We start from the raw sequence: 21,902 nt of genomic DNA, 5'->3' as shown, positions 1-21,902 counted from the left end.
GACACCTACGTGATCCCGGTGGGCAGGAGCAGGCGGGGATCACGGAGCACCCGCAGCGCGTCGTCGAGGAGAACACGGGCGAGGCGTTGGTCGGCGCTGACACACGCATGTTCCAGCGCCGTCTGCACCAGCCTCGCCCCGGCCAGCCTCGCCGCCCGCTCGACGAACGCTCCTGCCGTGACCGGGTCGGCACAGCGCGGATCCCGGTCGCGGGCGGTGTGGAGATAGGCCTCGAGGAAGTCCGCGGTCGAGTCCCCGGTACCGGCCCATCCGAGGTCCGGGCCCCGGTCCCGCCGCACCCGACGGACGACGACGTACTCCTGGAGGATCCCGGCCACGTCCCAGGCCGGATCCCCTACGGCCGCCTGTTCCCAGTCGATGACGCGCACGCCGGACTCCCCGTCCTGCACGCAGTTGTCCCACTTCACGTCGCCGTGCACCAGGCGGGACGGCACGAGCTGCCGCGCCAGCTCCGCGAAGTGGGCCCGCAGTTCTCGGCGGACCGCACCCAGGTCCAGCAACTGCCCCGTCACGGGTGGCCGCCAGCCCCCGGGAGTCAGGATGCCGAGGATCCAGGGCACCTCTGTGGGCACTCCCTCCGGGACGCGGAACGCCCCCGTGCCATCAGCGGCGAGGCCGTCCGGCTGGCTCCCGGCGCGCACTCGCGTGGCCCGGTGCCAGCCCGCCACCACCTCCCCCAGCCGCCGCGCCAGGACGGGCGGCGGCCCGCCGCGCTCCACGGCCCGGGCGTGCACCGGGGTGCCCGGTTCCACCGCCTCCATGACGAGCACCTGGAGAGCCGGATCGGACCAGACCGGCCTCGGCACGGCCGCCGCGAGGGCGGCGTGCTCCCTCGCCAGTCGGTAGATCAGCAACTCCCGGCCGAGGCTGCCCCAGCGCTCACCGGGTCGGGGCCGGGCCCGCTTGACGACGAGATGCCGCCCGTCCCGAAGTCGAACCGAGGCGACCAGGTGCGAACGGGACAGAGCGGTGACCCGCACCGCACCCCCGTGGACGTCGAGCAGGCCGGCCAGCCGGAGATACGCCACGGGCCCGCCGGCGAACGCCCCCGCCTCGGGGTCCACGTCTTCCGCCGAGACCCGGGAGCCGGAGGTCCGCCGGTCAGTACCCCGGGTTCCCGTACCAGTGGGAGGTGACACCGTCGTCCTCCGGCGCGCCGGAGCCGGCTCCGGCCTCGAACGACAGGCCGGCCCCCATGGCCCAGGACTCATCGGCGTCCTCCGTTCCCGCTGTCGACCAGGCCCGGCCAGCGCTGTGCCATCCCGCAGGGGAACCGGTCCACGACTCGGTGGAGGGCCACCCCCCACCCTGGCCGTAGGGATCGGCCCAGGAGGACCAGTCACCTGCCGGTTCCGGTTCGATCGGTGGCCAGCCACCCGACGCCTCGGGACCACCGGGTCGACCCGGTTGCGCCGTCGTGCCGACGCCTGGTCCGGGCGCCGCGGGGATGCACGGCGGGCCCACGGTGCGGGGCGGGCAGGGCGGGCCCAGGGTGCGGGGCGGGCACGGCGGGCCCAGCGTCACCGGGATGCACGGCGGGCCCAGCGTCACCGGGATGCACGGCGGGCCGAGGGTGACCGGGATGCACGGCGGCCGGATCGTCGCCGGGATGCACGGCGGCCGGACGGTCAGCGGTGGAGGGCACGGCGGTCGCAACGTCCGTACCGGCCCCAGCACGCACTGGAACGACGCTTGCGCGTCGAGCTTGCCGGCACCCCAGGCGTTGTTCGGTGTCGCTCCCGTGAATGCGTCCGAGCGTGCCCCCCGGATCAGGCAGTCCCGGATCTGGGCCTGCGTCAGGGTGACGTTCTTCTGCAGCAGCAGGGCCACGGTTCCCGTGACCATCGGCGCTGCCATGGAGGTGCCCTGCATGAGGCCGTAGGTGTCCCCCGTCGAGCTCGGCTGCGGTGCCATGAGCACCTGGCCGGGCGCGGCCACCGTCGGCGCCTGCCGTCCGTCCCGGGTGGGTCCGAGACTGGAGAAGCTGGAGATCGTGCCCACCCCGGATCCCCGGGTGACGTACGAGGCGGCGGTGATGATCTCCACACCCGTCCCGGGCACCGAGATCGTCCTCGCCGGGTTCACGAGCGGGGGGAGGAACCTCGCGGCCGCGTTCCGCTGGATCCAGGCGTCCCACTGCCCCAGGTTGACCGTCGTTCCTCGCAGGCCGAACGACCACGTCCCGGCCTGGACCGCCCCGACACCACCCCGGGAGATCACCGCGAAGATCCGGTTGTCTCCGTTCCCCGGGTCGTTGAGGTCGGAGTCGACGAACACCTCGTTGCCGTTGGGCAGGGCGATCGGCGGGGTGGTCGTGCTGCCCGGGACGACGGCACCGCTGGGCGTGCCGCCCGGTGGAGTGACCGTGAACTCGATCCTGTCGGGGCCGCGGTACCAGATGTCCACCGTGACCGCACCGCCCTGACCGGCGGGCACGGTGAAGGCGACGCTCTGCAGTCCACCCGCCGTGACGGTTCCGCTGGCGTGCCGGCCGGTGGCGCCTTCATTGCCGGCGGACTTGACCATCGCGCGACCGGGCCCGCCGAGCAGGTTGTCGATGCCGCGCTCCAGCAGACTGGTCCCGTCGTGCGGTCCGACGTTGTCCCCCTGGCTCTGGTTGATCACCACGGGGCGACCGAGCGAAGCGGCGAAGTCGAAGATGTACCGGATGGCGTCGAGCGTGTCGGCTGAGTCGCCGAGCCCCCGCTCGCCCGCGGCTCGACCACGGGTGTTCGCCACCACCACGATGTCCGCCTCGGGCGCGACGCCGACGAAGGTGAAGGCCGGCTGCCCCTGGCCGGCCACGGAACCGTCACCCGCGGCGATGCCCGCGACGTGCGTGCCGTGGAAGCCGTCGCCCGGGATCTGCAGATCGCGATGGCGCACGACGGCGAAGGGATCGGCCGCCCCGAGAGCGTTGTCGATCGCGACCTTCTGGTACTCGACGCCATAGGTGAAGCCGGTGGGACTTGCCTCGCCGCCTTGCGCGACGAGGCCCTGGTCCCAGATGGCGAGGACCCGGGACGTCCCGTCGGTCCTGCGGAACGCCTGGTGGGTGTAGTCGATACCGGAGTCGATGATCCCGACGAGCACGCCGCTGCCCCGATGGCCGGGCGGGCCCGTGTGGACGGCGTCGGCGCGGCTCTCGGGCAGAGCGAGATCCAGTTCCCGCCCCAGGACCCGTGAGGCCTCCATGCGCGTGACCGAGGGATGCTGCGCGAGCTCGTCGATCCGCCCCAGCTGCACCTCTCCGGTCGCGACATCGCCGGCGACGCTCCGAGTTCTGAAGCCGGCCTCCTCCAGCGCCGAGAGGTCGTCCTCGAACTGGACCAGAACGGACACCGCAGGGGCCCCGCCTGCGTCCACCTCGACCGCGAAGGCGACCTCGTCAGCGAGGTCCGGGGAGAGTTCCTCTCCCCGCTGGGCGAGGAACTTGAGGCCCGGGTCCACTTTCGCCATCGTTCCCTCCCGCTGTCGCATGCCCCGGATGTCGTCACCCACCGTGACGAGACGGGAAGAACGCGGCGGCCCGCGCAGCGCACGCCGCCAGCGGACGGTAGGCCCGCGGTCGTCACGCCCCCGTCACGGCGGCATCACCCTTCGGCCGCGGGCCACCGCCCCGGCGGCAGCCCCTGCCTGCGCTCCGTCAGATCGCGGTCGGCTGGACGCCCGCTGCCGGCCGTCCCGGACGGGGCGCCGGCGCGCTACTGATGACTCGCGGTGAAGACCCGGACGTGCACGTCGTGGCCGGTTCCGGTCTTCCTCAGCGGGCCGGTCACCGTCACGTCGAGCATCCCGGTCGGGCCACGCGCGGCCGTGACCAGTCGCTCGAACGCCGACTCCTCGTCCTCCTCGAGCGGCTTGGTGGAGCGGCTGAGGTGGTCCCACTGGATCTTCTCGGTCTGGGTGAGCCGTACCAGTCGGACCGCTGGGCGTGCCGTCCCTTCCACCAGCAGGAGTTCGCCGTCCCGCTGCACGAGGTCCCCGCGGAGGACCACCTCGATGCCGCGGAGCTCGTACGTCCCGTTGACGATGCCCGCGAACTGCCGGTGCCAGGTGTCCAGGTCGGGCAGCCCGTCGTCGCTGAGCACGACCTCTGCCGTCGAGTCGTCCACGTCAGGGACCGGGACGACGAACTGCACACCCGCCAGTCGTCCGAGCGCCTCGTGCGCGCCGCCCCAGCACGCGCCGATCCCGTACGGGCACGTCCCCGTGATGCCGACCACCACCCGGGTCCCCCGGGCGGATGCGCGCACCTCGGCCTCACGAGCGGAGATGTGCAGGTAGGTGGGTGGGGCTGCCGGCTCGGTCGTCACCGGCCGCACCCCGATCGCCTCGGCGGATCCGGCGGCGGCCGCGTCGCCGTCGGGAGCGAGCGGGCCGCCGATACGCACGGTCCGGGCCCGGGACGGCACTCCGGCCCCGTCGAGCAGGAACAGCATGTAGTGGCCGGGAGGACACCCGCTCGGCGCGGCCGGTGCGGTGACGGCCACGCCTCCGGGCTCCTCTCGGAACTCCACGAAGCAGATGCGCTGGTTCTGGTCGAACGAATGCGTCACGGACGGTAGGCGGACCAGGCTCACCCTCGAGATGCCGTTGGACGTCGTCGCGCCCACGACGAACGTCTCGCCGTAGTCCGCCGACTCGGGCGTCGAGGTGATGACCGGGCGCTGGCCACCTGTGAACAGGTAGGGCGGGGAGAAGATCTGGGCGTCGAGGTGGCTGTCCTGCGGATCGTTGGCGTCCACGTTGTTCGGTCGGTACTCACCCCCGCCGGCGCTGAGCACCGTGGCGTCGGGAAGGAGCACGGCCGTGGCGTGGTAGCAGCGGTCCACGGACTCGGCGGTCAGTTCCGTCCACCGCTCCGCCGCCGGGTCCCACAACTCCGCGGTGCGCACGGGCCGGCCCGGGCGCAGGTCGTTGAACCCGTCGTTGGGACCGCCACCACCACGGGTCCCGCCGGTGACCAGGACCGTGCCGTCGGGCAGGACGACGGCGTTGTGCTGACGGCGCCGGGAGGTCATCGGTGCCGTCCGTCGCCACTGCGCCGGAGCAGCGGCCAGATCGATGACCTCTGCCTCGGCGGTCGGTCGGTGATCGCCGCTGTCGTTGCCGCCGCCGAGGTACATGACCGCGTCCTCGTCGTACAGGACGGCGGGGCAGTAGTCGCGGTTGCCCGCCGCCCGCAACCCCACCTCGGTCCATGCGCCTGGCCGCGTGGTCGTCAGGAGCAGGGTGCGGTCGTTCGTCCCCGACATGAAGACGCGGCCGTCGGAGGTGACGTGCATCCGGGGGTAGAGCGGCAGCCCGATGAAGTCGAGTGGGGTGCCGTCTGCCTTGTCGATGGTCCGCCAGGTCCCGTTCTCCCAGACCTGCAGGAGATCGACCACCACGACCTGCCTGCCCGGTGGGCGTGCGGGGTCCACGTAGCTGCCGGAGAGGACCAGCACCGCGCCGCTCGGCAGCGTGGTGGCCGTCGGGTACCAGCGCCGTACCCGCTCTCCTGACGGTGTGGTCATGGGAGTTGTCGGCGTCCACGATCCCGTGCGCCAGTCGAAGAGCGCCGCCTGGCTGAGTCCGTCGCCGTCGGCGAGGTGGCCACCGACCACGAGGAGCCGACCGTCGGACAGGAACGTGTGGCCCGAGCAGAACAGGTTGACCTTCGTCCCGTCCGCCGTCCTCGGCTGCGGCGTGCTGGTGGCCGTCCCGTCCGCGGGATTCCAGGTGAAGGGCGTGCACTCGTGGACATCCAGGTCGTCGTCCGGACTGTCGCGTCGGCCCCACATGAGGACGCGTCCGTCCGGGAGCACGTTCGCGTGGACGGCGACGTTCGGGAGGCCGAAGACCGGCCCCCACCGTCCCTTCTCGGCCGGGTCCGCGACGGTGAATGCGAACGGTGCATCTCGGGCGACGGTCTCGTCGGCGGTGCGCGCGGAGACGTTGCCCTGCCTGTGCACGAAGGTCGTGTCGTGGTCGTCGTATGCGATGCGGAGGTAGTACCGGACGAGATCACCGGGCCGGAACGCGTCCGAGGGCACGGTCGCGGTGTAGTACTTGTTGTTGCCGGTGGTTCGGAGGAAGGCCATGGGCAGGGTGGTCCACGGATCGTCGGCCCGCCGGAACGACACGGCGCTGCCGGTCTGCAGCTGGTTGCCCGCGTTGCCTCCGCCCTGGAACTGGTTGCCCGAGACGATGGTGAGCACGGCTCCGGGGACGATCGCCCCGACCGGGTCGCGCATCCCCGCGAACCCGCGCGGTTCCGCCGCACCGGGGATGTGCCAGGCGTTGCCGAGGTTCGCCATGTCGACCCGCCTCGTGGTCGTCGCTGGTGGGTGATCCGGAGCAAGTCGGTGGCAGCCGCTCGTCGAGGCGGGTGTCGGCCCACCGGTGCGGGGGGGGCGCACCGTGCCTGGGGCCGGACCACCGGGTTCGGCGAACGTGGGAAACCACGGCAGGCCGACGCTGCCGTCCTCGCGGGCCTCGGCTTGACGGGCATCCACCCGGTTCGACGTCCAGGCCCCGCAGCGAGTGGTGGGCGCGGCCGGCGCACCGTCGTGCTCGACGCCGGCGCGCCGGCCCTGCGCGCTACATCACGCCGGCGAACCGCAGGAACGCGGCGATCGACGTGACCATGGCGCCGTCCGGGAGCCGCACCCCGGACGCCGGCGTCCATCCGGTCTGGTTCAGGTACGACCGAGGGTCGCGCCGGAGCTGGCCGATGATCGTCTCGGCGACGATCCGGCTGCCGACCGGTCCCAGGGCGTCGCCGCCCGTACGGACCTCGGACTCGCGGAGCACGTAGAACCACAGCGGCGTCCGGTCGACGAACCCGCCCTTGTCCAGCGCGTCGCGGACGCCCTGGTCCAGGCCGTCGGTGAGTTCCTGCGCCGTCATCGGAGGGATGCCGAGGGCGCCGGCGACCGCCTGCCCCGTGGGCAGGCTGAGCACGAACCCACGGAGCAGGTTGCGCCGGGCCAGGTGCTTGAGCAGCCGCCCGAGGTCACTGTCCGGGTCCACCTGGGTGTTCGCCACCTGGTTGACCATGTCGGCCAACGGTCCGGCCAGGAAGGTGTCGATCGGTCGCGCGCTGCGGATGGGGAAGAGGTCGTCGATCTCGACGAACCGCTCCCACTCGGCGGGCCAGTTGTCGGGCAGGGTGGTCGCGCCGCCGATGAAGCCGCCGGTGCCCGTGAACTGGAACAGCTGATCCAGCGTCGCCCGCTGCAGGAGGATGTTCCCCGGAGCACCGAAGTTGCGGTTCCAGTCGTAGGCCCCGCGGATCATGCTGTGGCCGAACCGGAAGGCGGCCACCGCGAACTCCAGCGGCATGTACGGCCGCGCCCGGCCGGCGAGGCCCAGCAGGTCGTCCTCGCTCGCGAGCACCCGGTCGACCGCGTCGTCCGCCAGGACGGTGGCGAGGTAGTCGTGCACGCACAACCACTGGTAGGTCCAGCGGGTGAGGTCGCGGGCGCGGGAGAAGACGGCCCCGACGCCGGTGCGCTCGGGTTCGTTGTTCCGCACCCAGTCGACGGCGTTGTTGTGGAAGCGCAGGAACGCGAGGTGGAGCTGGGCGACGACGAGGTTCTCGTCGTTGCGTCCGTCGCCGATCTGGGCGACACCGTCCACCCGTGGCAGGTCCCGCTCGCGGTCGCCCACCGGGGGGACGACGACCCCGGCGCCCGCCACCGACAGCTCGCCCAGTTGCAGCTTGGCCCGGTCGTCCGCCCGGTACGGCACCGCGACCTCGCCGAGCCCCGGCGGTGCGAAGGGGCCGTCGCCATACACCGAGTCGAGGTTGAGCGCGGGGTTGCGCTTGTTCACCAGCAGCGCGACGACGCCGTCCGGCGGCATGGGACGCAACGGCGTCACGTCGATCCCGATGACCCGGTCGTTGTCCGTCGCCGCGGTCAGGTCGTGGTCGACGAACTGGCCCCAATAGGTGTGGATGGGCGGGATCGGCGCGTTCTTCTGGGACGGCACCTGCTCGATCATGGCGTTGCCCAGGTCGTTGAGCGCCTCGACGGTGGTGGCCGCGACGGCGGGGGTCTCCGCCGGCAGCAGGTTGGCCGGATCGTCGACGAGCTCGCGGAACAGGTAGTCGAAGTCGGTCACCCCGACCAGCGCCAGCGCGTCGGCCACGTTCCCGGTCTCAGCGACCTCGGCGTCCTGCGTGACGTCACTGAGCCGTACCGCTCCGGTCTCGACCGCCTCCTCCGCGCCCGGCGCCGCATCGACGATCGCGTGCGCACCGTGCCGCATCCCCGTGATGACCCGCCGGCCGGGGACGTTCTCGCGAGGAGCCTCCGCCACCGGGGCCTCGGAGACCTCCGCGCGCGGACCGGGGATGCCGCCGACCACCGTGGTGCCGTCTGATGTCGTCGTCATGGATCGACCTCGCTGTCTGATCGATGGGGATCGAACTCGACGGCTGTCGGGTCGAGTCCGTCATCGATGGTTCTGCGGCCGCCGTCACGACGGCGTCACGCCGACGTCACTCGGGGGCGAGATCCGGGTCGGCGGCACGGAGCGCGGTGGCCGGTGCCCTGCGGCCCGGTGCGTACGAGACGCTCGCGCACAACAGCCTGCGCTCCTTGCTGTGGCGGCTCCAGAAGGCCGCGCCAGGGAGGGTGGATGTCCGTGACCTGACCGCCTGGGCGCGGAGCCTGCTCGACCCGCGGACGGAGGTCGCCGACGTCCTCCCCCTCGTCGTCGGCCGGACTGGAGAGCTCCTGCCGGGTGGTACGACGACTGGGTCCTGCCGGCGCGCGAGGGTCTGCGCAGCTCCGCAAGGCCCTGCTGGCGTCGGCGGACCCGCCGAACGGGGTGCAGCCCTTCGACGTGGCGCGGGGCTGCGGTCGCGTCGACGCAGTGGAGGCCGCGCGGCTGCTCGGGTGACGCACGGTCTCCGCCGCTACGGCCGGTAGACGTCCCCGGCGTCGACGTGGACGACGCCGTCGAGCTCGGCGAGGTTCCCGAGCTCGGCGGCGGGTGGGTCTGTCCGGGCCTCGGCGAGGACACCACGCTCGGCGCCGAGCGCCCGCACCTCGGCGAGTGGCGCGAGCGCGGCTGGTAGCCGGGACCGGTCGTGAATCGCCGGGCCGATCAGTGGGTACGGACCGGCGACCACGGGGACGTCGAGGGACCCGACCCGGGAGGCGCACGGTGCAGAGCGAGGCGAAGCGGGCAGCGCAGGACGCGCTGTTCGCGGCGATCCAGGACCAGGCCGAGAACAACATGAAGGCGGCGCTGCGGCCGGCGGAGAAGGCCCAGCTGCTGCGCGACCTGGCGGAGGCCTACCGCCTCGCCGCGGGGGGCTCGCTGGCGGACGCGACGGCGCGCAACGGCAGAGGTGCCGAGAACGGGGCGCGCGGGCAGGCGTCCGCGCGCTGAGCGGCTACTCGTCCTCGAAGAGGGCGATCAGCTCGTCGGCGGTGCCGGCGACGTGCAGCGGCACGACCGAGACGGTCCACGCCGGCCGCTGGCCGTCGAGCTCGACGGCGAGGTCCCAGGCGGCGCGGGCGGTGAGCGGGCCGAAGCAGGCGTCGTCGCCGTCCTCCCCCACCGCGACCTCGACCAGCCACGTGTCCGAGAGGTCGGTGGCCAGCTCGGCGAAGTCGGGCTCGGTCCCGTCCTCGGGATCGGGAGCGTCGGCCGGGACGGGGTAGATGAGCGCCATCGGGCGCACGTTACTCAGCCGACGTAGCCCTGCCGCACGTCGTCGACGATCCGCGGGCGGTCCAGGGTGGACGGCGCCAGCGACTGCCGCGGCCGGTCGGGCGGGAACACCCCGGCGGCCTGCAGGGTCGCGTCGTCCAGCGAGCGCAGCGCCGGGGCGGACGGCGACAGCGCGAGCGACGGCGGGCTGCCCACGGCGGCCAGCGCGAAGCCCCAGTCGCCGAAGCTCGGCACGTGCACGTGGTACGGCGTGACGCCGAACCCGGCCGACTCGACGGTGCTGACCGCCCGCCAGTAGGCCGTGGGCGTGGAGTACGGGCTGCCGGACTGCACGACGACCAGCCCGCCGGGGGCCAGCACGGTCGACACCAGCCCGTAGAACTCCGTCGAGTACAGCCGCCCGAGCGCCGGGGTGTCGGGGTCGGGCATGTCGACGACGACGGCGTCGAACGGCTCGGCCGGCGCGTCCCGCAGCCAGCGGAAGGCGTCCTCCACGACCACCTGCACGCGCGGGTCGTCCAGGGCGTGCGCGTTGAGCTCCGCGAGCCGCGTGCGCGCCAGGTCCAGCACCGCGGGGTCGAGCTCGACCTGCACCACCTCCTCGACCGAGGGGTGCCGCAGGACCTCCCGGGCCGCCAGCCCGTCGCCGCCCCCCAGCACCAGCACCCGCCGCGGGTCGCCGGCCAGCACCGGGTGCACCAGCGCCTCGGTGTAGCGGTGCTCGTCGACGCTGGAGAACTGCAGGTCGCCGTCCAGGTAGAGGCGCAGGTCGTCGCCGCGCTCGGTGAGCACGACCTCCTGGTACGCCGAGTGCTCCGCGACCACGATCGGGTCGGCGTACAGCCGCTGGCGCGCGGTGACCTCGATGTCGTCGGCCTGCACGAGCAGCACGCCCAGCAGCGCGGCGGCCAGCAGCAACGCCGCCGCCGACCCGCGGCGGGCCCACCGGCCCAGCTGCGGGCGCAGCAGGAAGACGGCGACCACCGCGGCCGCGGCCAGGTTCACCATGCCGGTCACCGCGGCCCCGCGCACCTGCCCGGTCAGGGGCAGGAGCACGAACGGCCAGGCCAGCCCGCCGAGCAGCGCGCCGGCGTAGTCGGCCGCGTTGAGGTCGGCCAGCAGCGAGCCGGAGGTCCGCGCGTCGAGGCCGCTGCGGCCCGACTGCAGCAGCGTCATCAGCAGCGGGACCTCGGCCCCGACCAGCACGCCCAGGACGGCGGTCGCCGCGACGAGCACCCCGCCGCTGGTCCCGTAGAACGAGAACGAGACGTAGAGGGTGACCGCGGAGATCCCGCCCAGGACGCCGAGCAGGATCTCCACCGCGACGAAGGTCGCCGCCGCCCGCCCGAGGAACGGCTTGACCAGCAGCGCGCCGACGCCCAGCGCCGCGACGTAGCCGGCCACGATGAGCGAGGTCTGGGTGATCCCGCCGCCGGCCAGGCTGGTCGAGAGGGTGAGCAGGACCAGCTCGTAGACCAGCCCGCAGGCCGCGCAGACCGCCACCGCGGCCAGCAGCAGCGGCCGGAGGAGCCGGACGCGGGCCGGCGCCGGCGCCCGCGCGACGGTCGCGGTCACCGGCTCAGGACAGCGAGGCGGCGTTCACCGCACCGATGGCCAGCAGGCTCGCGGCGACCGCCCAGCTCGCGCCGCACAGCCGCGGCTCGTTGACGAGGTTGCGCAGGTGGCCGGGGACGAAGGCGTCGAGCAGCCGCAGCGCGACCGCCTGCAGCGCGATCCCGACCAGGCCGTAGACCAGGGTGTCGACCAGGCCCGTCGCCAATCCCAGCTCCTCGTCGCTGGTGATGATCGCCGTCACCACGATCAGCGCCAGCGCGAGGTGGTTGCCGGCGAGCAGCACCGCCGCGTTGGGGTTGCGGTCGGTGTAGACCTGCGCGCGCAGGTTGCCCGGCGTCAGCAGGTCGAGGACCGCGAACCCGAGCGCCAGGATCAGGAAGCCGACGACGAAGTAGAGCAACGTGGCCACGACGCCGTCGCTCAGCAGCCCGACGTCGACCGACCCGAAGTCGAGGGCCTGCACGGTCGCGGTCACGCATTCCTCCTACGAGAGCTGGTCACTTGGTGTCCCCCGGGCCGCCGTCGGAGGCGCCGCCGGCGGGCGATCCCGGGGTGAAGCCCGGGCCCAGGTAGGCGAAGAAGCCGCTGCGGTAGCGGCGGTCCAGGTCCTCGACGCGGATGCTGCTGCCGCTCGCCGCCGGGCTGACGGTCACGATGTCGTCGTCGTATCGCAGGTACTCGTTGCCGCCGTCGGCCGCGCGGGCCGCCGGCCGGACCGCGTCGGCGATGCGGGCGGTCACGGTGCCCACCGGGTCCGGCGAGGAGTACGTGCGGGTGTCGCCCGACCCGGTGCCGTTGCCGAACGTGTCGTCCAGGTAGCCGCGCACCTGGGTGTCGCTCCCGGCGCAGCCGGCCAGCAGCACGAGGGCGACCAGGAGTGCCCCGGCCCAGCGGCGCGCCCTCACGGCGTCCACCGGCTTCTCGTCGTCACGACCACCCCGTGCTCCTCCCCCGGGTACAGGTGCCAGCTCTCCCACTCCCAGCCGCCCTCGGGCAGGGCCGCGGCGGTGAGCGCGGTGACCGCGGCGTCCGCCCCCGGGAAGGCGCCGCACAGCCAGGCCGGGTCGGTCTCGGCGAGCCGGTGCAGCCGCCGGGCCTCCGCCTCGAGCTCGGCGCGCGGCACCTCGCGGGTCTCCGAGGAGAGCCGGTGCGCGCCCGAGCGCGCCGAGCGGGGCAGCCGCGTGCCGCCGGCGGCGACCGCGTCGCAGGAGACCTGCTCGGTCAGGACGGCGCCCGGCACCGCCGCCGTCACCACGTGCGAGGCGCCGAGCACGCCGAGGGTCAGCGAGCCGCCGCGGCCGTCGGACAGCGTGAGCTCGGCCAGCGCCTCGGGGGCGGGGACGTCGAGGACGAGGCCGAGCGCGTCGGCGCGGACGTCGCGGGGCGCGATGTTCAAGAGATGCAGGGTCATAGGACGTGCACGGTCATGCCTCGGGCGTCCGGTGGTAGACGATCAGCTCGCCGAGGGAGACCGCGCGCCCCGTGGAGACCTCCCAGGACTGGGTCTCCGCCCAGCGCTCGAAGGCGATCAGGCCGGTGCCGTCGACGGTCTTGTAGTCGGCGTAGTCCATGACCCCGCTGGGCGCGGTGCCGGTGGTGCCCTCCGCGGTGTACCGCGCCCGGCCGCGCTCGACCTGGCGGTGCACCCGGTCGTCGAGGACGACGTCGCCGTCCGGCGTGAGGTTCGTGCCCTCGCGGCGCATCCACAGGGTCATCTCGAGGTCGCCCTCGTCGTCCTCCACGGTGAGCCAGCGGCGACCGGTCGAGCCGTCGAGGAGGTGCTCGCGCCAGGTGACGCCGCCCTCCTCGAGGGTGATCGTCCCCCGCACGACGTGGTCGATCCCGGCGTAGGTGATCACGTCACCCGGACCGATCTTGTGCGGGTCGTAGAGCTCGGGCTGGTCGGCCAGCGGGTCGACCCGGCGCGGCGGCGGGGCGGAGCGGGCGCGGCGGGCCCGGAGGACCACCACGACCACGCCGATCACCACGGCCAGCGCCAGGACGACGAGCAGCACCTCGGTCATCGAGCGGGGGTCTCCTGCGGTCGTCGGAGGTGGGACGGCGGAACCGTATCGCCTCCCGGCGGCCGGCCGGGCATCCGTCCGCACGGGCGGGTGCGGTCACCCGATCCGCAGGTCGTGGCGGCGGTCCGGCGCGAGGAAGGCGAGCAGGCGGGCGCCCTCGACGGCCAGCTCGTCGCGCTGCGGCCCGGTCAGCGGCAGCGAGGGGCGCACGTGCAGCACCGTCGCGTCCCCGTCCCGCCGCGCCGCCCACGTCGCGCACACCCGGCCGTCGACGAGGACCGTCCCGGTCCAGCCCCCGGGGCCGCCCTCGAGGAGCACGTGGTCGGCGTCGGCCACCACCCGGGACCGGTCGGCGTAGCCCAGGGTCGCGTTGTCGTACTCGGCCAGGAACCGGGCCGGCGCGGGGGTGTCCGGGTCGGGCAGCGGGGCGCCGGGGACGTCGGCGAGCTCGGCACCGTCCGGGGTGCGGAACCGCCGCAGCCGCGGGCCGAGCCGGTCCACCACCTCGCCCAGGCGGGTCAGGCCGCACCACGCCTGGACGTCGCGCACCGTGGCCGGGCCGAACGCGGCGAGGTAGCGCAGCACGACGTCGTCGACCGGCGCCGGGCCGGTCCCCTCCCCCAGCCACGCCGCGGTCGGCGCCATCACCGCGGCACCCGTGCCGGTCCAGGTGCCGCGCGGCGGCGGCTGCACCCACGGCACCCGGTAGCTGACGACGAAGGCGACCGCCTCGGCGTCCACGTCCGGGCGCCGCTGCGCGAGCGCGCGGGTCAGCTCCGCCCGGCCCATCGGGCGCTCGGCCAGCAGGACGGCGGCCTCGGCCAGCAGCGCGGTGACGTCCTGCCCCCGCAGCCGCTGGCCCCAGGCGGTGCTCGCCACGGTGCGGTCGAGGACCGGCTGGAACAGCGGGCGCAGCGCCAGGGCGTCGGCGGCGGTGACCAGGTGGATCGTCGTCCGCATCAGCTGGGTGCGCACCGCCCGCCGGGTCACCAGCAGTGCGTCGAGCGAGGCCGGCTCGTAGCCGTCCAGCCGGTCCCACAGCGCCAGGTGCGGCACCCGCGGCACCTGCGCCTGCAGCCCCACGAGGTCCTCGAGCGCGCGCTCCACCGGCCGCGCGACCCGCTCCAGCAGCAGCTGCCGGGCGAGGGTCGCGCGGCCGAGGGCCCGCAGGCCGAGGACGTCGCTCAGAGGTGGACCCCCTTCGAGAGCGCGCCGTCGACGAGGAGGTGCGCGCCGGTGGTGAAGCTCGACGCCGGGCTGGACAGGAACACCACCGCCCGCGCCATCTCGTCGGGCGTGCCCATGCGCCCGGTCGGGTTGGCCGCCAGCTGCGACGCGTAGAGGTCCGGCAGGTCGCGCTCGGCGCTGTGCCAGAACCCGTTCTCGAAGTAGGTGTTGCCCGGGGAGACGACGTTGGCCCGCACGCCGCGCGCGGCCAGCTGGTCGCCGAGGCCGGTGATGTAGCCGTAGAGCGCCGTCTTCATCGTGGCGTAGGGACCGGCGGCGAAGTCCGCCTCGCGCCCGGAGACGCTGGAGATCGCCACGATCGACCCGCGGCCGCTCGCCTCCAGGTGCGGCAGCGCCGCCCGGACCAGCCGCACGGTGTGCATGAGGTCGACCTCGAAACAGGCGTACCAGTTCTCCTCGGTGTCGGCGACGGCGAGCGCGCTGACGTTGGCGACGACGGCCTCCAGGCCGCCGAGCCGGCCGGCGGCCTCCTCCACCCAGGCCGTGAGCGCGGCGCCGTCCCGGACGTCGAGCTGCGTGCCCCGGCTGCCGGGCACCGCCTTCTCGGTCTCCTCGATCTCGCCGGCGTCCCGGGCGCAGAACTCGACGGTGGCGCCCTCGGCGGCGAAGGCCTCGACGATGGCGCGGCCGATGCCCTTGGTGCCGCCGGTGACGAGCACACGGGCGCCGTCCAGCTGGAGGTCCATGGTGTCTCCTGTTCTCAGAGGGAGGCGGCGCGGGTGCGCAGCTCGGCGTGCAGGCCGCCGTAGGCGGCGGTCGGGGGGAGCAGCGCCTTGGCCGCCTTGACCACGGCGCTGTAGTTGGCGTCGACGACGTTGGCGACCGGCACCTCGGTGATCTGCGAGAGCAGCTGGTAGGCGTCCATCGGGTGCAGGCCGTAGAGCTCCTCGAACCAGCGCACCAGCTCGACCTGGCCGATCCGCCAGGCGTCCTCCAGCGGCCGGCTGGAACCCACGGTCATCCAGTGGGTGTCGTCCTCCAGCCGCGGCCAGGCCGGTGCGCCGCCCTTCACCAGCTCGACGATCACCGTGGTGGTCATGGCGCCCTCGACCGCGGTGCCGCAGGCCTCGCCCTCACCCTGGCGGTAGTGGCCGTCGCCGACCGAGAACAGCGCGCCCTCCACGTTGACGCCGAGGTAGCAGGTGGTGCCCGGCCGCATCTGCGGGGTGTCCATGTTGCCGCCGAACCGCTCGGGCACCAGCGAGCTGCGCACCTCGCCACCGGGCGGCGCCACGCCGACGGTGCCGAGCATCGGCGCGACGGGCAGCTCCACCGAGAGCTCGCTGTGCCGCGCGGCGAAGGTGACGGTGTTCCGCGCCCGGTCCAGCTCGTAGATCCAGGTGGTGTCGGGCAGCGCGTCCTGCAGGGTCGCCGTCCGGTCGGTGCTGGTCAGCCCGCCGAAGAACGGGATCGCCGCCGAGGCTCCCCAGTCGCGGGCCGGCTCCATGGCGGCGAAGTGCAGCGCGAGGGTGTCGCCGGGCTCGGCGCCCTGCACGTGGAACGGCCCGGTCTGCGGGTTGACGTAGCGCAGGTCGACCTTCTCGCTCGAGAGGTCGGTGACCTTCCGCAGGGCGCCGCAGAACGCGTCGTCCGACCACAGCCGCAGCGCGGTGCCCGGCGCGACCGTCCGCAGCGGCGCGACGCCGCCGAAGGTGAACGCGTACTGCTCGAACGTGGGAACGACCTCGACGACGTCCATGCCGCACCCTAGAAGGACCCCCTGGCCCCCGCCGCCGGGACAACGGCTCAGGGACGCAGGTGGGCGTGTCCCGTCGTCAGCTCCGCCACGGTCCGGACGCCGAGGAGCTGCATCGTGCGCGAGATCTCCCGGGTGAGGATGTCCGCCACCCGCTGGACGCCGCGCTCGCCGCCGGCCATGAGCCCGTACAGGTAGGCCCGGCCCACCAGGCACGCGCGGGCGCCCATCGCCACGGCGGCCACGACGTCGGCACCGTCGAGGACGCCGCCGTCCAGGTACACCTCCGCCCGGTCGCCGACCGCCTGCACGACCGCCGGCAGCTGCTCGAGCGGGGTGACCGAGCGGTCCAGCTGGCGGCCGCCGTGGTTGCTGACGACGACGGCGTCCGCGCCCGCGTCGACGACGGCGCGGGCGTCGTCCACCGTCAGCACGCCCTTGACCACCAGCGGGCCCGGCCAGGCCTCGCGCAGGCCGGCCAGGTCGGCCAGGGTCGCCGCGGGCTCGAAGACCCGGTCGACGAGCTCGGCGATCGTGCCGCCCCACGAGTTCAGCGAGGCGAACTCCAGCGGCGGGGTGGTCAGCAGGTCGATCCACCAGCGCGGGTGGACGGCGGCGTTCGCGACCGTCCGCAGCGTCAGCCCCGGCGGGATCGAGAAGCCGTTGCGGACGTCGCGCAGCCGCGGCCCGGCGACCGGGGTGTCGACGGTGAGCACCAGCGCCTCGTAGCCCGCCGCCTTCGCCCGCTCGACGACCGCCGAGCTGGCCTCGCGGTCGCGCCAGAGGTAGAGCTGGAACCACGTGCGGGCGCCGGGCGCGGCCTCGGCGAGCGCCTCGACCGACGTCGTCCCCATGGTCGACAGCGCGTACGGGATGCCGGTCCGCTCGGCCACCCGGCCCACGGCGCACTCCCCCTCGGTGTGCATGAGCCGCGTGAAGCCCGTCGGCGCGAACACCAGCGGCAGGGACGACGGCGCGCCCAGGATCGTCGTCGACGGGTCGACCACGCTCACGTCGCGCAGCACGCCCGGGAAGAACTCGACCCGCTGGAACGCCTCGCGCGACCGGCGCAGCGAGACCTCCGCGCCCGCGGCGCCGTCGGTGTAGTCGAAGACCGCCCGCGGCACGCGGCGACGGGCCTGCTCGCGCAGGTCGCCGACGGTGGCCGCCCGGGCCAGCCGGCGGTCGGTCGCGTCGCCGGGCAGCCGGCGCGGCCGCACCAGCTCGGAGAACTCCGCCCACCGGGGGACCCGTCGCTGGACCACGGCCCCACCCTGCCTCAGAGGTCCTCGTCCAGGTAGAGCAGGGCGTAGGCGGCCAGCCAGTGCTCCACCACGTAGTCGCTGCCGCTCACCTCCGCCAGCTCCGGCTCGGCGTGCCGGCGGGCGGTGTCCAGGAGCAGCTCCCGCGCGGCCGGCGCGTGGGCGGCCAGCCGGCGCAGCGCCCAGGCGCGGCTGAGGTTCAGCCCGTGCAGGTGCGCCGTCTGCCCGTCGGAGGAGTCGGCCACCACCGCGGGCTCGAACAGCGGCCGGTCCGCGAGACCGGGCAGGTAGCGCGCCAGCCAGGGCCCGAACTCGTCCGCCGGCAGCACCTCGGTCATCAGCACGGCCTCGGTGAGCACCGGCGAGAGGAAGTCGGCGCCCGAGGGCTCCCAGCGCACCGGCGCGTCCGCGTCGTCCGTGAACCAGCGGCGGGCGGCGTCCTCGACGGCGCCCAGCACGCGGTCGTCGCCGTCCGCCGCCCGGCGCCGGGCCGACGGCAGCGACCGGACCAGGCCGAAGGCGCTGTTCGGGTGGACGCCGTGCCGCACCGGGTAGGGCGCGCGCGGCAGCCAGGCCGCCAGGGCGTCGAGGAGGTGGTCGGCGAGCGGCTGGAGCGCCGCCGCCCAGGGCGCGGCGCCCGGCCAGGCCGCCGCCTCCTCGTGCAGGGTCAGCGCCCAGCCCCAGCCGTACGGCCGCTGCGCACCCGGGTTCGCCCGGTGGTGGGCCGTCTCGGTGGCGAGGGCGCCGGGCGCCAGGTGCTCGTCGAGCACCGCCCGGACGGCCCCGGCGTCGACCTCGTCGGGGAACCGGCGCAGCAGGCGGAGCAGCACCCAGTGCATCTCGACGGCGGAGTGCCAGTCGTAGCTGCCGTAGAAGGCGGGGTGGCGGTCCCGCGGCCGCTCGGGGGCGGCGCCCGGCGCCGTGTAGAGCACCCGCAGGTCGTACGGGTACTCGGCGCGGACGGTGCGCAGCGCCGTCGCCGCCAGCTCCCCGGCGACCGCCTGCAGCCCGGTCACGGCACCCGGGTGGAGCGCACGGTCAGCGGCGCCGGGTCGACCGGCTCGCCGGTGTCGACCGCGGGCGTCGCGGCGGCCGGCGGCAGCTCCACCGTGCCGCCGTTCGCCGCCGTCGGCAGCCAGCGGGCCCACCAGCGCAGCACGTGCTCCAGCCGGGCCAGCCGGTGCTTGGGGCGGCCGGAGCGGGTCAGCTCGTGCCCCTCGCCGGGGAACAGCAGCAGCTCGGTGGGGACCTCGCGCCGCTTGAGCGCGACGTAGAGCCGCAGGCCCTGCTCGACCGGGCAGCGCCAGTCCTCCTCGGAGTGGATGACCAGCGTCGGCGTCTCGATCCGGTCGACGCCCGTCATGGCGCTCTGCGCCGCGATCCGCTCGGGGTCGGTGCCGAGGTACTGGTCGGGGAAGAACCACCCGATGTCCGACGAGCCGACGAAGCTGACCGGGTCGACGAACGCCCGCTCGCTGATCCCGGCGACGAACCGCGTCGTGCGGCCGAGGACCAGCGTGGTCATGTAGCCGCCGTACGAGCCGCCCATGATCCCCACCCGGGAGGCGTCCAGCCGGCGGTCCTCCAGCGCGGCGTCGAGGAAGGCCACGACGTCGTCGGCGTCGAGCGTCCCCCAGCGGCCCTGGATCGAGCGGCCGTGCGCCTGCCCGTAGCCCGACGAGCCGCGCGGGTTGCACTGCACGACCGCGTAGCCGGCCGACACGTAGGTCTGCGTCTCGTCGAACAGCGTCCAGCCGTACTGCGCGAACGGGCCGCCGTGGATGTTCAGCAGCACCGGGTGCGGCCCCGGGCCGGCGGGCACGGTGACCCAGCCGTGGACCGGGTAGCCGTCGGGCGCCGTCGCCGTCCGCTCCTCCATCCGGTGCACCCGGCCGGTGGCGCCGAGCTCGCGGCCGAAGCCGGTGAGCAGCCGGCGCCGTCCCGGCGTGAGGGCGATGAGCTCGCCGGCCGACCGGTCGTGGGCGACCGTGGCGACGACGACACCACCGCCGGCGGCGAAGCCGCGGACGGTGAACGGGCCGTCGACCAGCGCCACCGGGTCGCCGCCGTCGAGCGGCACGCGGAGCAGCTCGACCGCCCCGCGGCGCTCGACGCCGACCAGCGCCGCGCCGTCGACCAGCACCGTCGTCGGCGTCTCGTCGCCGCGGTGGTGCTCCTCGGGGTCGAGCAGCGGCTCCAGCGGGCCGCCCGCCGCGTCGACCCGGCACAGGGTGGCCTGGCTGCCGACGAAGCCGAGCCCGTCCGGCCCGAGGTCGGGGACGGCGGTGAGGTAGAGCGTGCGGCCGGTGCGGTCCCACACCGGCCGGGAGCAGTCGCCCTGCGACTGCGTGATCCGGCGCAGCTGCGTGCCGTCGGGGCGGACGGCGTACACGTCGGTGACCAGGTCGCGGTCGGCCCGCTCGTGCCGGGCGGAGACGAACGCGAGCTCGGTGCCGTCGGGGCTCCAGGCCACGTCGGTGCAGTCGGCGTCGCCGGTGGTCACCTGCACCGGCCGCGGGGGTGCCGCCGCGTCGTCCCCGCCGTCGTCGGGCAGCGCGACGACGAACACCTGGCTGCGCCGGTCGGTCACGAAGCCGACGGCGTCCCGCCGGAACTGGAACGTGGTGATCAGCCGCGGCGGCTCGGCCTCCGGGCCGACGCCCTCGACGGTGCCGTAGCGACCCTCCTCCGGCACGCGGGCGACGAAGGCGAGCCGGCGCGAGTCGGGCGACCACACCGGGGCGCCGGCGCCGAGCGGGCAGTCGGTGAGCGTGCGCGCCGCCCCGCCGGAGGTCGGCAGCACCTGCACCTGGGGACGGCCGCCGGGCGCCGCCGACAGGTAGGCCAGCCAGCGGCCGTCCGGCGAGAACGTCGGGGCGCTGTCGCGCCCGCCGGAGGTCAGCGGGCGGGCCGGGGCGGAGCCGTCGGTCGGCACCGCCCACAGCTGGCCGCGGTACTCGTCGGCGTCGAGGTCGAGCCGGGTGACGGCGACGACGGCGATCCGGCCGTCCGGCGACACCGTCGGCACGCCGGGGATCCGCAACAGCGAGAGGTCGGTCGGCCGCACGACGGCGACGCTAGCCCAGTCGGCGGCCGGGGCGGGTCCTGAGCACCGCTAACGGGTGAGCCGTAGCCTCCTCCCTGTGACTCGGCGCGTGTTCACCGGTGGGCAGGTCTTCGACGGCACGGGCAGCCCAGCGGCCCGGGCCGACGTGGTGGTGGAGGACGGCCGGGTGGTCGAGGTGGGCCTCGGTCTGGACGGCGACGAGGCGGTCGACTGCACCGGCGCGACGGTGCTCCCGGGGTTCTTCGACTGCCACGTGCACGTGATGATGAGCGGGGTCGACGTGCTGCGGCAGCTGCAGACGCCGTTCAGCTACGCGTTCTACGAGGCGGTGCACAACCTGCGTCGCACGCTGGCGCAGGGCTTCACGCACGTGCGCGATGCCGGCGGCGCCGACCTGGGGGTCGCCGAGGCGGTGCGCAACGGCCTGATCGCCGGCCCGCGGATGCAGATCTCGATCAGCATGATCAGCCAGACCGGCGGCCACGGCGACGGCTGGCACGTCTGCGGGGCCGATCTCCCCCACCTGCAGCCGCACCCCGGCCGGCCGCGGACGGTCGTCGACGGCCCGGACGAGATGCGCCGCACGGTCCGCGAGCTGGTGCGCGCCGGCGCCGACGTGCTCAAGGTGGCCACCAGCGGCGGAGTCCTCTCCGCCCGCGACGACCCGCAGCACCCGCACTTCCGCCGGGCCGAGCTCGACGTCCTCGCGGAGGAGGCCGAGGCCGCCGGGATCGCGGTGATGGCGCACGCGCAGAGCACGGCCGGGATCAAGGCCGCCGTCCGCGCCGGGATCCGGTCGATCGAGCACGGCATCTTCCTCGACGACGAGGCGATCGACCTCATGCTCGAGCGGGGCACCTGGCTGGTGCCGACGCTGTCGGCGCCGCGCGCGGTGCTCGACGCGGTGGCGGCCGGCGCGGCGCTGCCGGAGGCGATGCTGGCCAAGGCGGTCGCGGTGCAGAAGGTGCACGACGCCTCGGTGGCGCGGGCTGCGGAGGCCGGCGTGCGCATCGCGATGGGCACCGACACGGGGGTCGGCCCGCACGGGTCGAACCTCGGCGAGCTGGCGCTCATGGCCGGGGTGGGCATGAGCCCCGAGGAGGTGTGGCGGGCCACGACGCTCGAGGCGGCCCGGCTGCTGCGGGTCGAGAACGGCTACGGCAGCCTCGAGCCCGGCAAGGTGGCCGACCTGGTGGTGCTCGACGGCGCCCTGCACGACCTGACCGGGCTGGCCGGCCGGGTGCGCGAGGTCTACCGCGACGGGCAGCTGGTCGCCGCGGGCGGCGCGACCGTGGAGACGGGCGTCGCGCCGCCGCGCGACCGGCTGTAGCGGG

Annotated in this window: 19 protein-coding genes; 3 read left to right on the top strand and 16 right to left on the bottom strand. The window is 74.6% G+C overall.

The genetic code is table 11. The annotated features are described in order from the left end of the window. Positions 1–5 precede the first annotated feature (5 nt). The 4 genes from ACI797_RS08905 to ACI797_RS08890 all read right to left on the bottom strand — a co-directional run bounded on the left by ACI797_RS08905 (position 6) and on the right by ACI797_RS08890 (position 8,406). The gene (locus ACI797_RS08905; RefSeq protein WP_456858262.1) at positions 6–1,085 is read right to left on the bottom strand and encodes a phosphotransferase family protein; all 1,080 of its coding nucleotides are present in this window, start codon (positions 1,083–1,085) and stop codon (positions 6–8) included. A 37-nt stretch (positions 1,086–1,122) separates the two neighbouring features. Further along, positions 1,123–3,480: a S8 family serine peptidase gene (locus ACI797_RS08900; RefSeq protein ID WP_456858261.1), complete on the bottom strand. Its 2,358-nt coding sequence runs from the start codon at positions 3,478–3,480 to the stop codon at positions 1,123–1,125. 245 nt (positions 3,481–3,725) lie between these two features. Then, positions 3,726–6,323, bottom strand: coding sequence for a galactose oxidase-like domain-containing protein (locus ACI797_RS08895; protein WP_456858260.1), 2,598 nt, complete (start codon positions 6,321–6,323; stop codon positions 3,726–3,728). Positions 6,324–6,606: 283 nt separating this feature from the next. Further along, on the bottom strand, positions 6,607–8,406 hold the full coding sequence (locus ACI797_RS08890; RefSeq protein ID WP_456858259.1) for a peroxidase family protein: 1,800 nt from the start codon (positions 8,404–8,406) through the stop codon (positions 6,607–6,609). A gap of 556 nt (positions 8,407–8,962) precedes the next feature. Between ACI797_RS08890 and ACI797_RS08885 the strand changes: the two genes are divergently transcribed. Continuing rightward, complete coding sequence (locus ACI797_RS08885) at positions 8,963–9,094, top strand: hypothetical protein (RefSeq protein WP_456858258.1); 132 nt, start codon at positions 8,963–8,965, stop codon at positions 9,092–9,094. A gap of 89 nt (positions 9,095–9,183) precedes the next feature. Next, positions 9,184–9,411 (top strand): hypothetical protein, encoded by a 228-nt coding sequence (locus ACI797_RS08880; protein WP_456858257.1) that lies wholly within the window; start codon positions 9,184–9,186, stop codon positions 9,409–9,411. 4 nt (positions 9,412–9,415) lie between these two features. Here ACI797_RS08880 and ACI797_RS08875 read toward each other — a convergent pair whose 3' ends face one another. From ACI797_RS08875 to ACI797_RS08820, 12 genes are all read right to left on the bottom strand, one after another. Next, on the bottom strand, positions 9,416–9,697 hold the full coding sequence (locus tag ACI797_RS08875) for a hypothetical protein (RefSeq protein ID WP_456541575.1): 282 nt from the start codon (positions 9,695–9,697) through the stop codon (positions 9,416–9,418). Between the two features lie 14 nt (positions 9,698–9,711). Further along, positions 9,712–11,271: a polyamine aminopropyltransferase gene (locus tag ACI797_RS08870; protein ID WP_456858256.1), complete on the bottom strand. Its 1,560-nt coding sequence runs from the start codon at positions 11,269–11,271 to the stop codon at positions 9,712–9,714. 4 nt (positions 11,272–11,275) lie between these two features. After that, a complete protein-coding gene (locus ACI797_RS08865; RefSeq protein WP_456858255.1) occupies positions 11,276–11,746 on the bottom strand; it encodes a DUF350 domain-containing protein in 471 nt (156 codons plus the stop codon). Between the two features lie 22 nt (positions 11,747–11,768). Next, positions 11,769–12,185: a DUF4247 domain-containing protein gene (locus ACI797_RS08860; protein ID WP_456858254.1), complete on the bottom strand. Its 417-nt coding sequence runs from the start codon at positions 12,183–12,185 to the stop codon at positions 11,769–11,771. Then, the gene (locus ACI797_RS08855) at positions 12,173–12,667 is read right to left on the bottom strand and encodes a DUF2617 family protein (protein ID WP_456858253.1); all 495 of its coding nucleotides are present in this window, start codon (positions 12,665–12,667) and stop codon (positions 12,173–12,175) included. Before ACI797_RS08855 ends, ACI797_RS08860 begins: the two co-directional genes overlap by 13 nt. A gap of 28 nt (positions 12,668–12,695) precedes the next feature. Next, positions 12,696–13,295 (bottom strand): DUF4178 domain-containing protein, encoded by a 600-nt coding sequence (locus tag ACI797_RS08850; RefSeq protein WP_456858252.1) that lies wholly within the window; start codon positions 13,293–13,295, stop codon positions 12,696–12,698. 96 nt (positions 13,296–13,391) lie between these two features. After that, positions 13,392–14,402 (bottom strand): winged helix DNA-binding domain-containing protein, encoded by a 1,011-nt coding sequence (locus ACI797_RS08845; RefSeq protein WP_456858251.1) that lies wholly within the window; start codon positions 14,400–14,402, stop codon positions 13,392–13,394. A gap of 77 nt (positions 14,403–14,479) precedes the next feature. Next, positions 14,480–15,229, bottom strand: a complete 750-nt coding sequence (locus ACI797_RS08840) for an SDR family NAD(P)-dependent oxidoreductase (protein WP_456858250.1) — start codon at positions 15,227–15,229, stop codon at positions 14,480–14,482. 14 nt (positions 15,230–15,243) lie between these two features. Further along, complete coding sequence (locus tag ACI797_RS08835) at positions 15,244–16,242, bottom strand: acetamidase/formamidase family protein (protein ID WP_456858249.1); 999 nt, start codon at positions 16,240–16,242, stop codon at positions 15,244–15,246. A gap of 47 nt (positions 16,243–16,289) precedes the next feature. Then, positions 16,290–17,504, bottom strand: a complete 1,215-nt coding sequence (locus tag ACI797_RS08830; RefSeq protein ID WP_456858248.1) for an alpha-hydroxy acid oxidase — start codon at positions 17,502–17,504, stop codon at positions 16,290–16,292. 14 nt (positions 17,505–17,518) lie between these two features. Continuing rightward, a complete protein-coding gene (locus tag ACI797_RS08825) occupies positions 17,519–18,517 on the bottom strand; it encodes a DUF2891 domain-containing protein (protein ID WP_456858247.1) in 999 nt (332 codons plus the stop codon). Continuing rightward, positions 18,514–20,568 carry a S9 family peptidase gene (locus ACI797_RS08820; protein ID WP_456858246.1) on the bottom strand — a complete coding sequence of 685 codons (2,055 nt, stop codon included), beginning with the start codon at positions 20,566–20,568 and terminating at the stop codon, positions 18,514–18,516. Before ACI797_RS08820 ends, ACI797_RS08825 begins: the two co-directional genes overlap by 4 nt. Positions 20,569–20,644: 76 nt before the next feature. On the opposite strand from ACI797_RS08820, the gene ACI797_RS08815 reads away from it, so the two are divergent. Next, a complete protein-coding gene (locus tag ACI797_RS08815; protein ID WP_456858245.1) occupies positions 20,645–21,898 on the top strand; it encodes an amidohydrolase family protein in 1,254 nt (417 codons plus the stop codon). Positions 21,899–21,902 lie beyond the last annotated feature (4 nt).

The sequence above is a fragment of the Geodermatophilus sp. SYSU D00691 genome (genome assembly GCF_054050275.1).
This window is presented reverse-complemented; position numbering and strand designations above follow the sequence as displayed.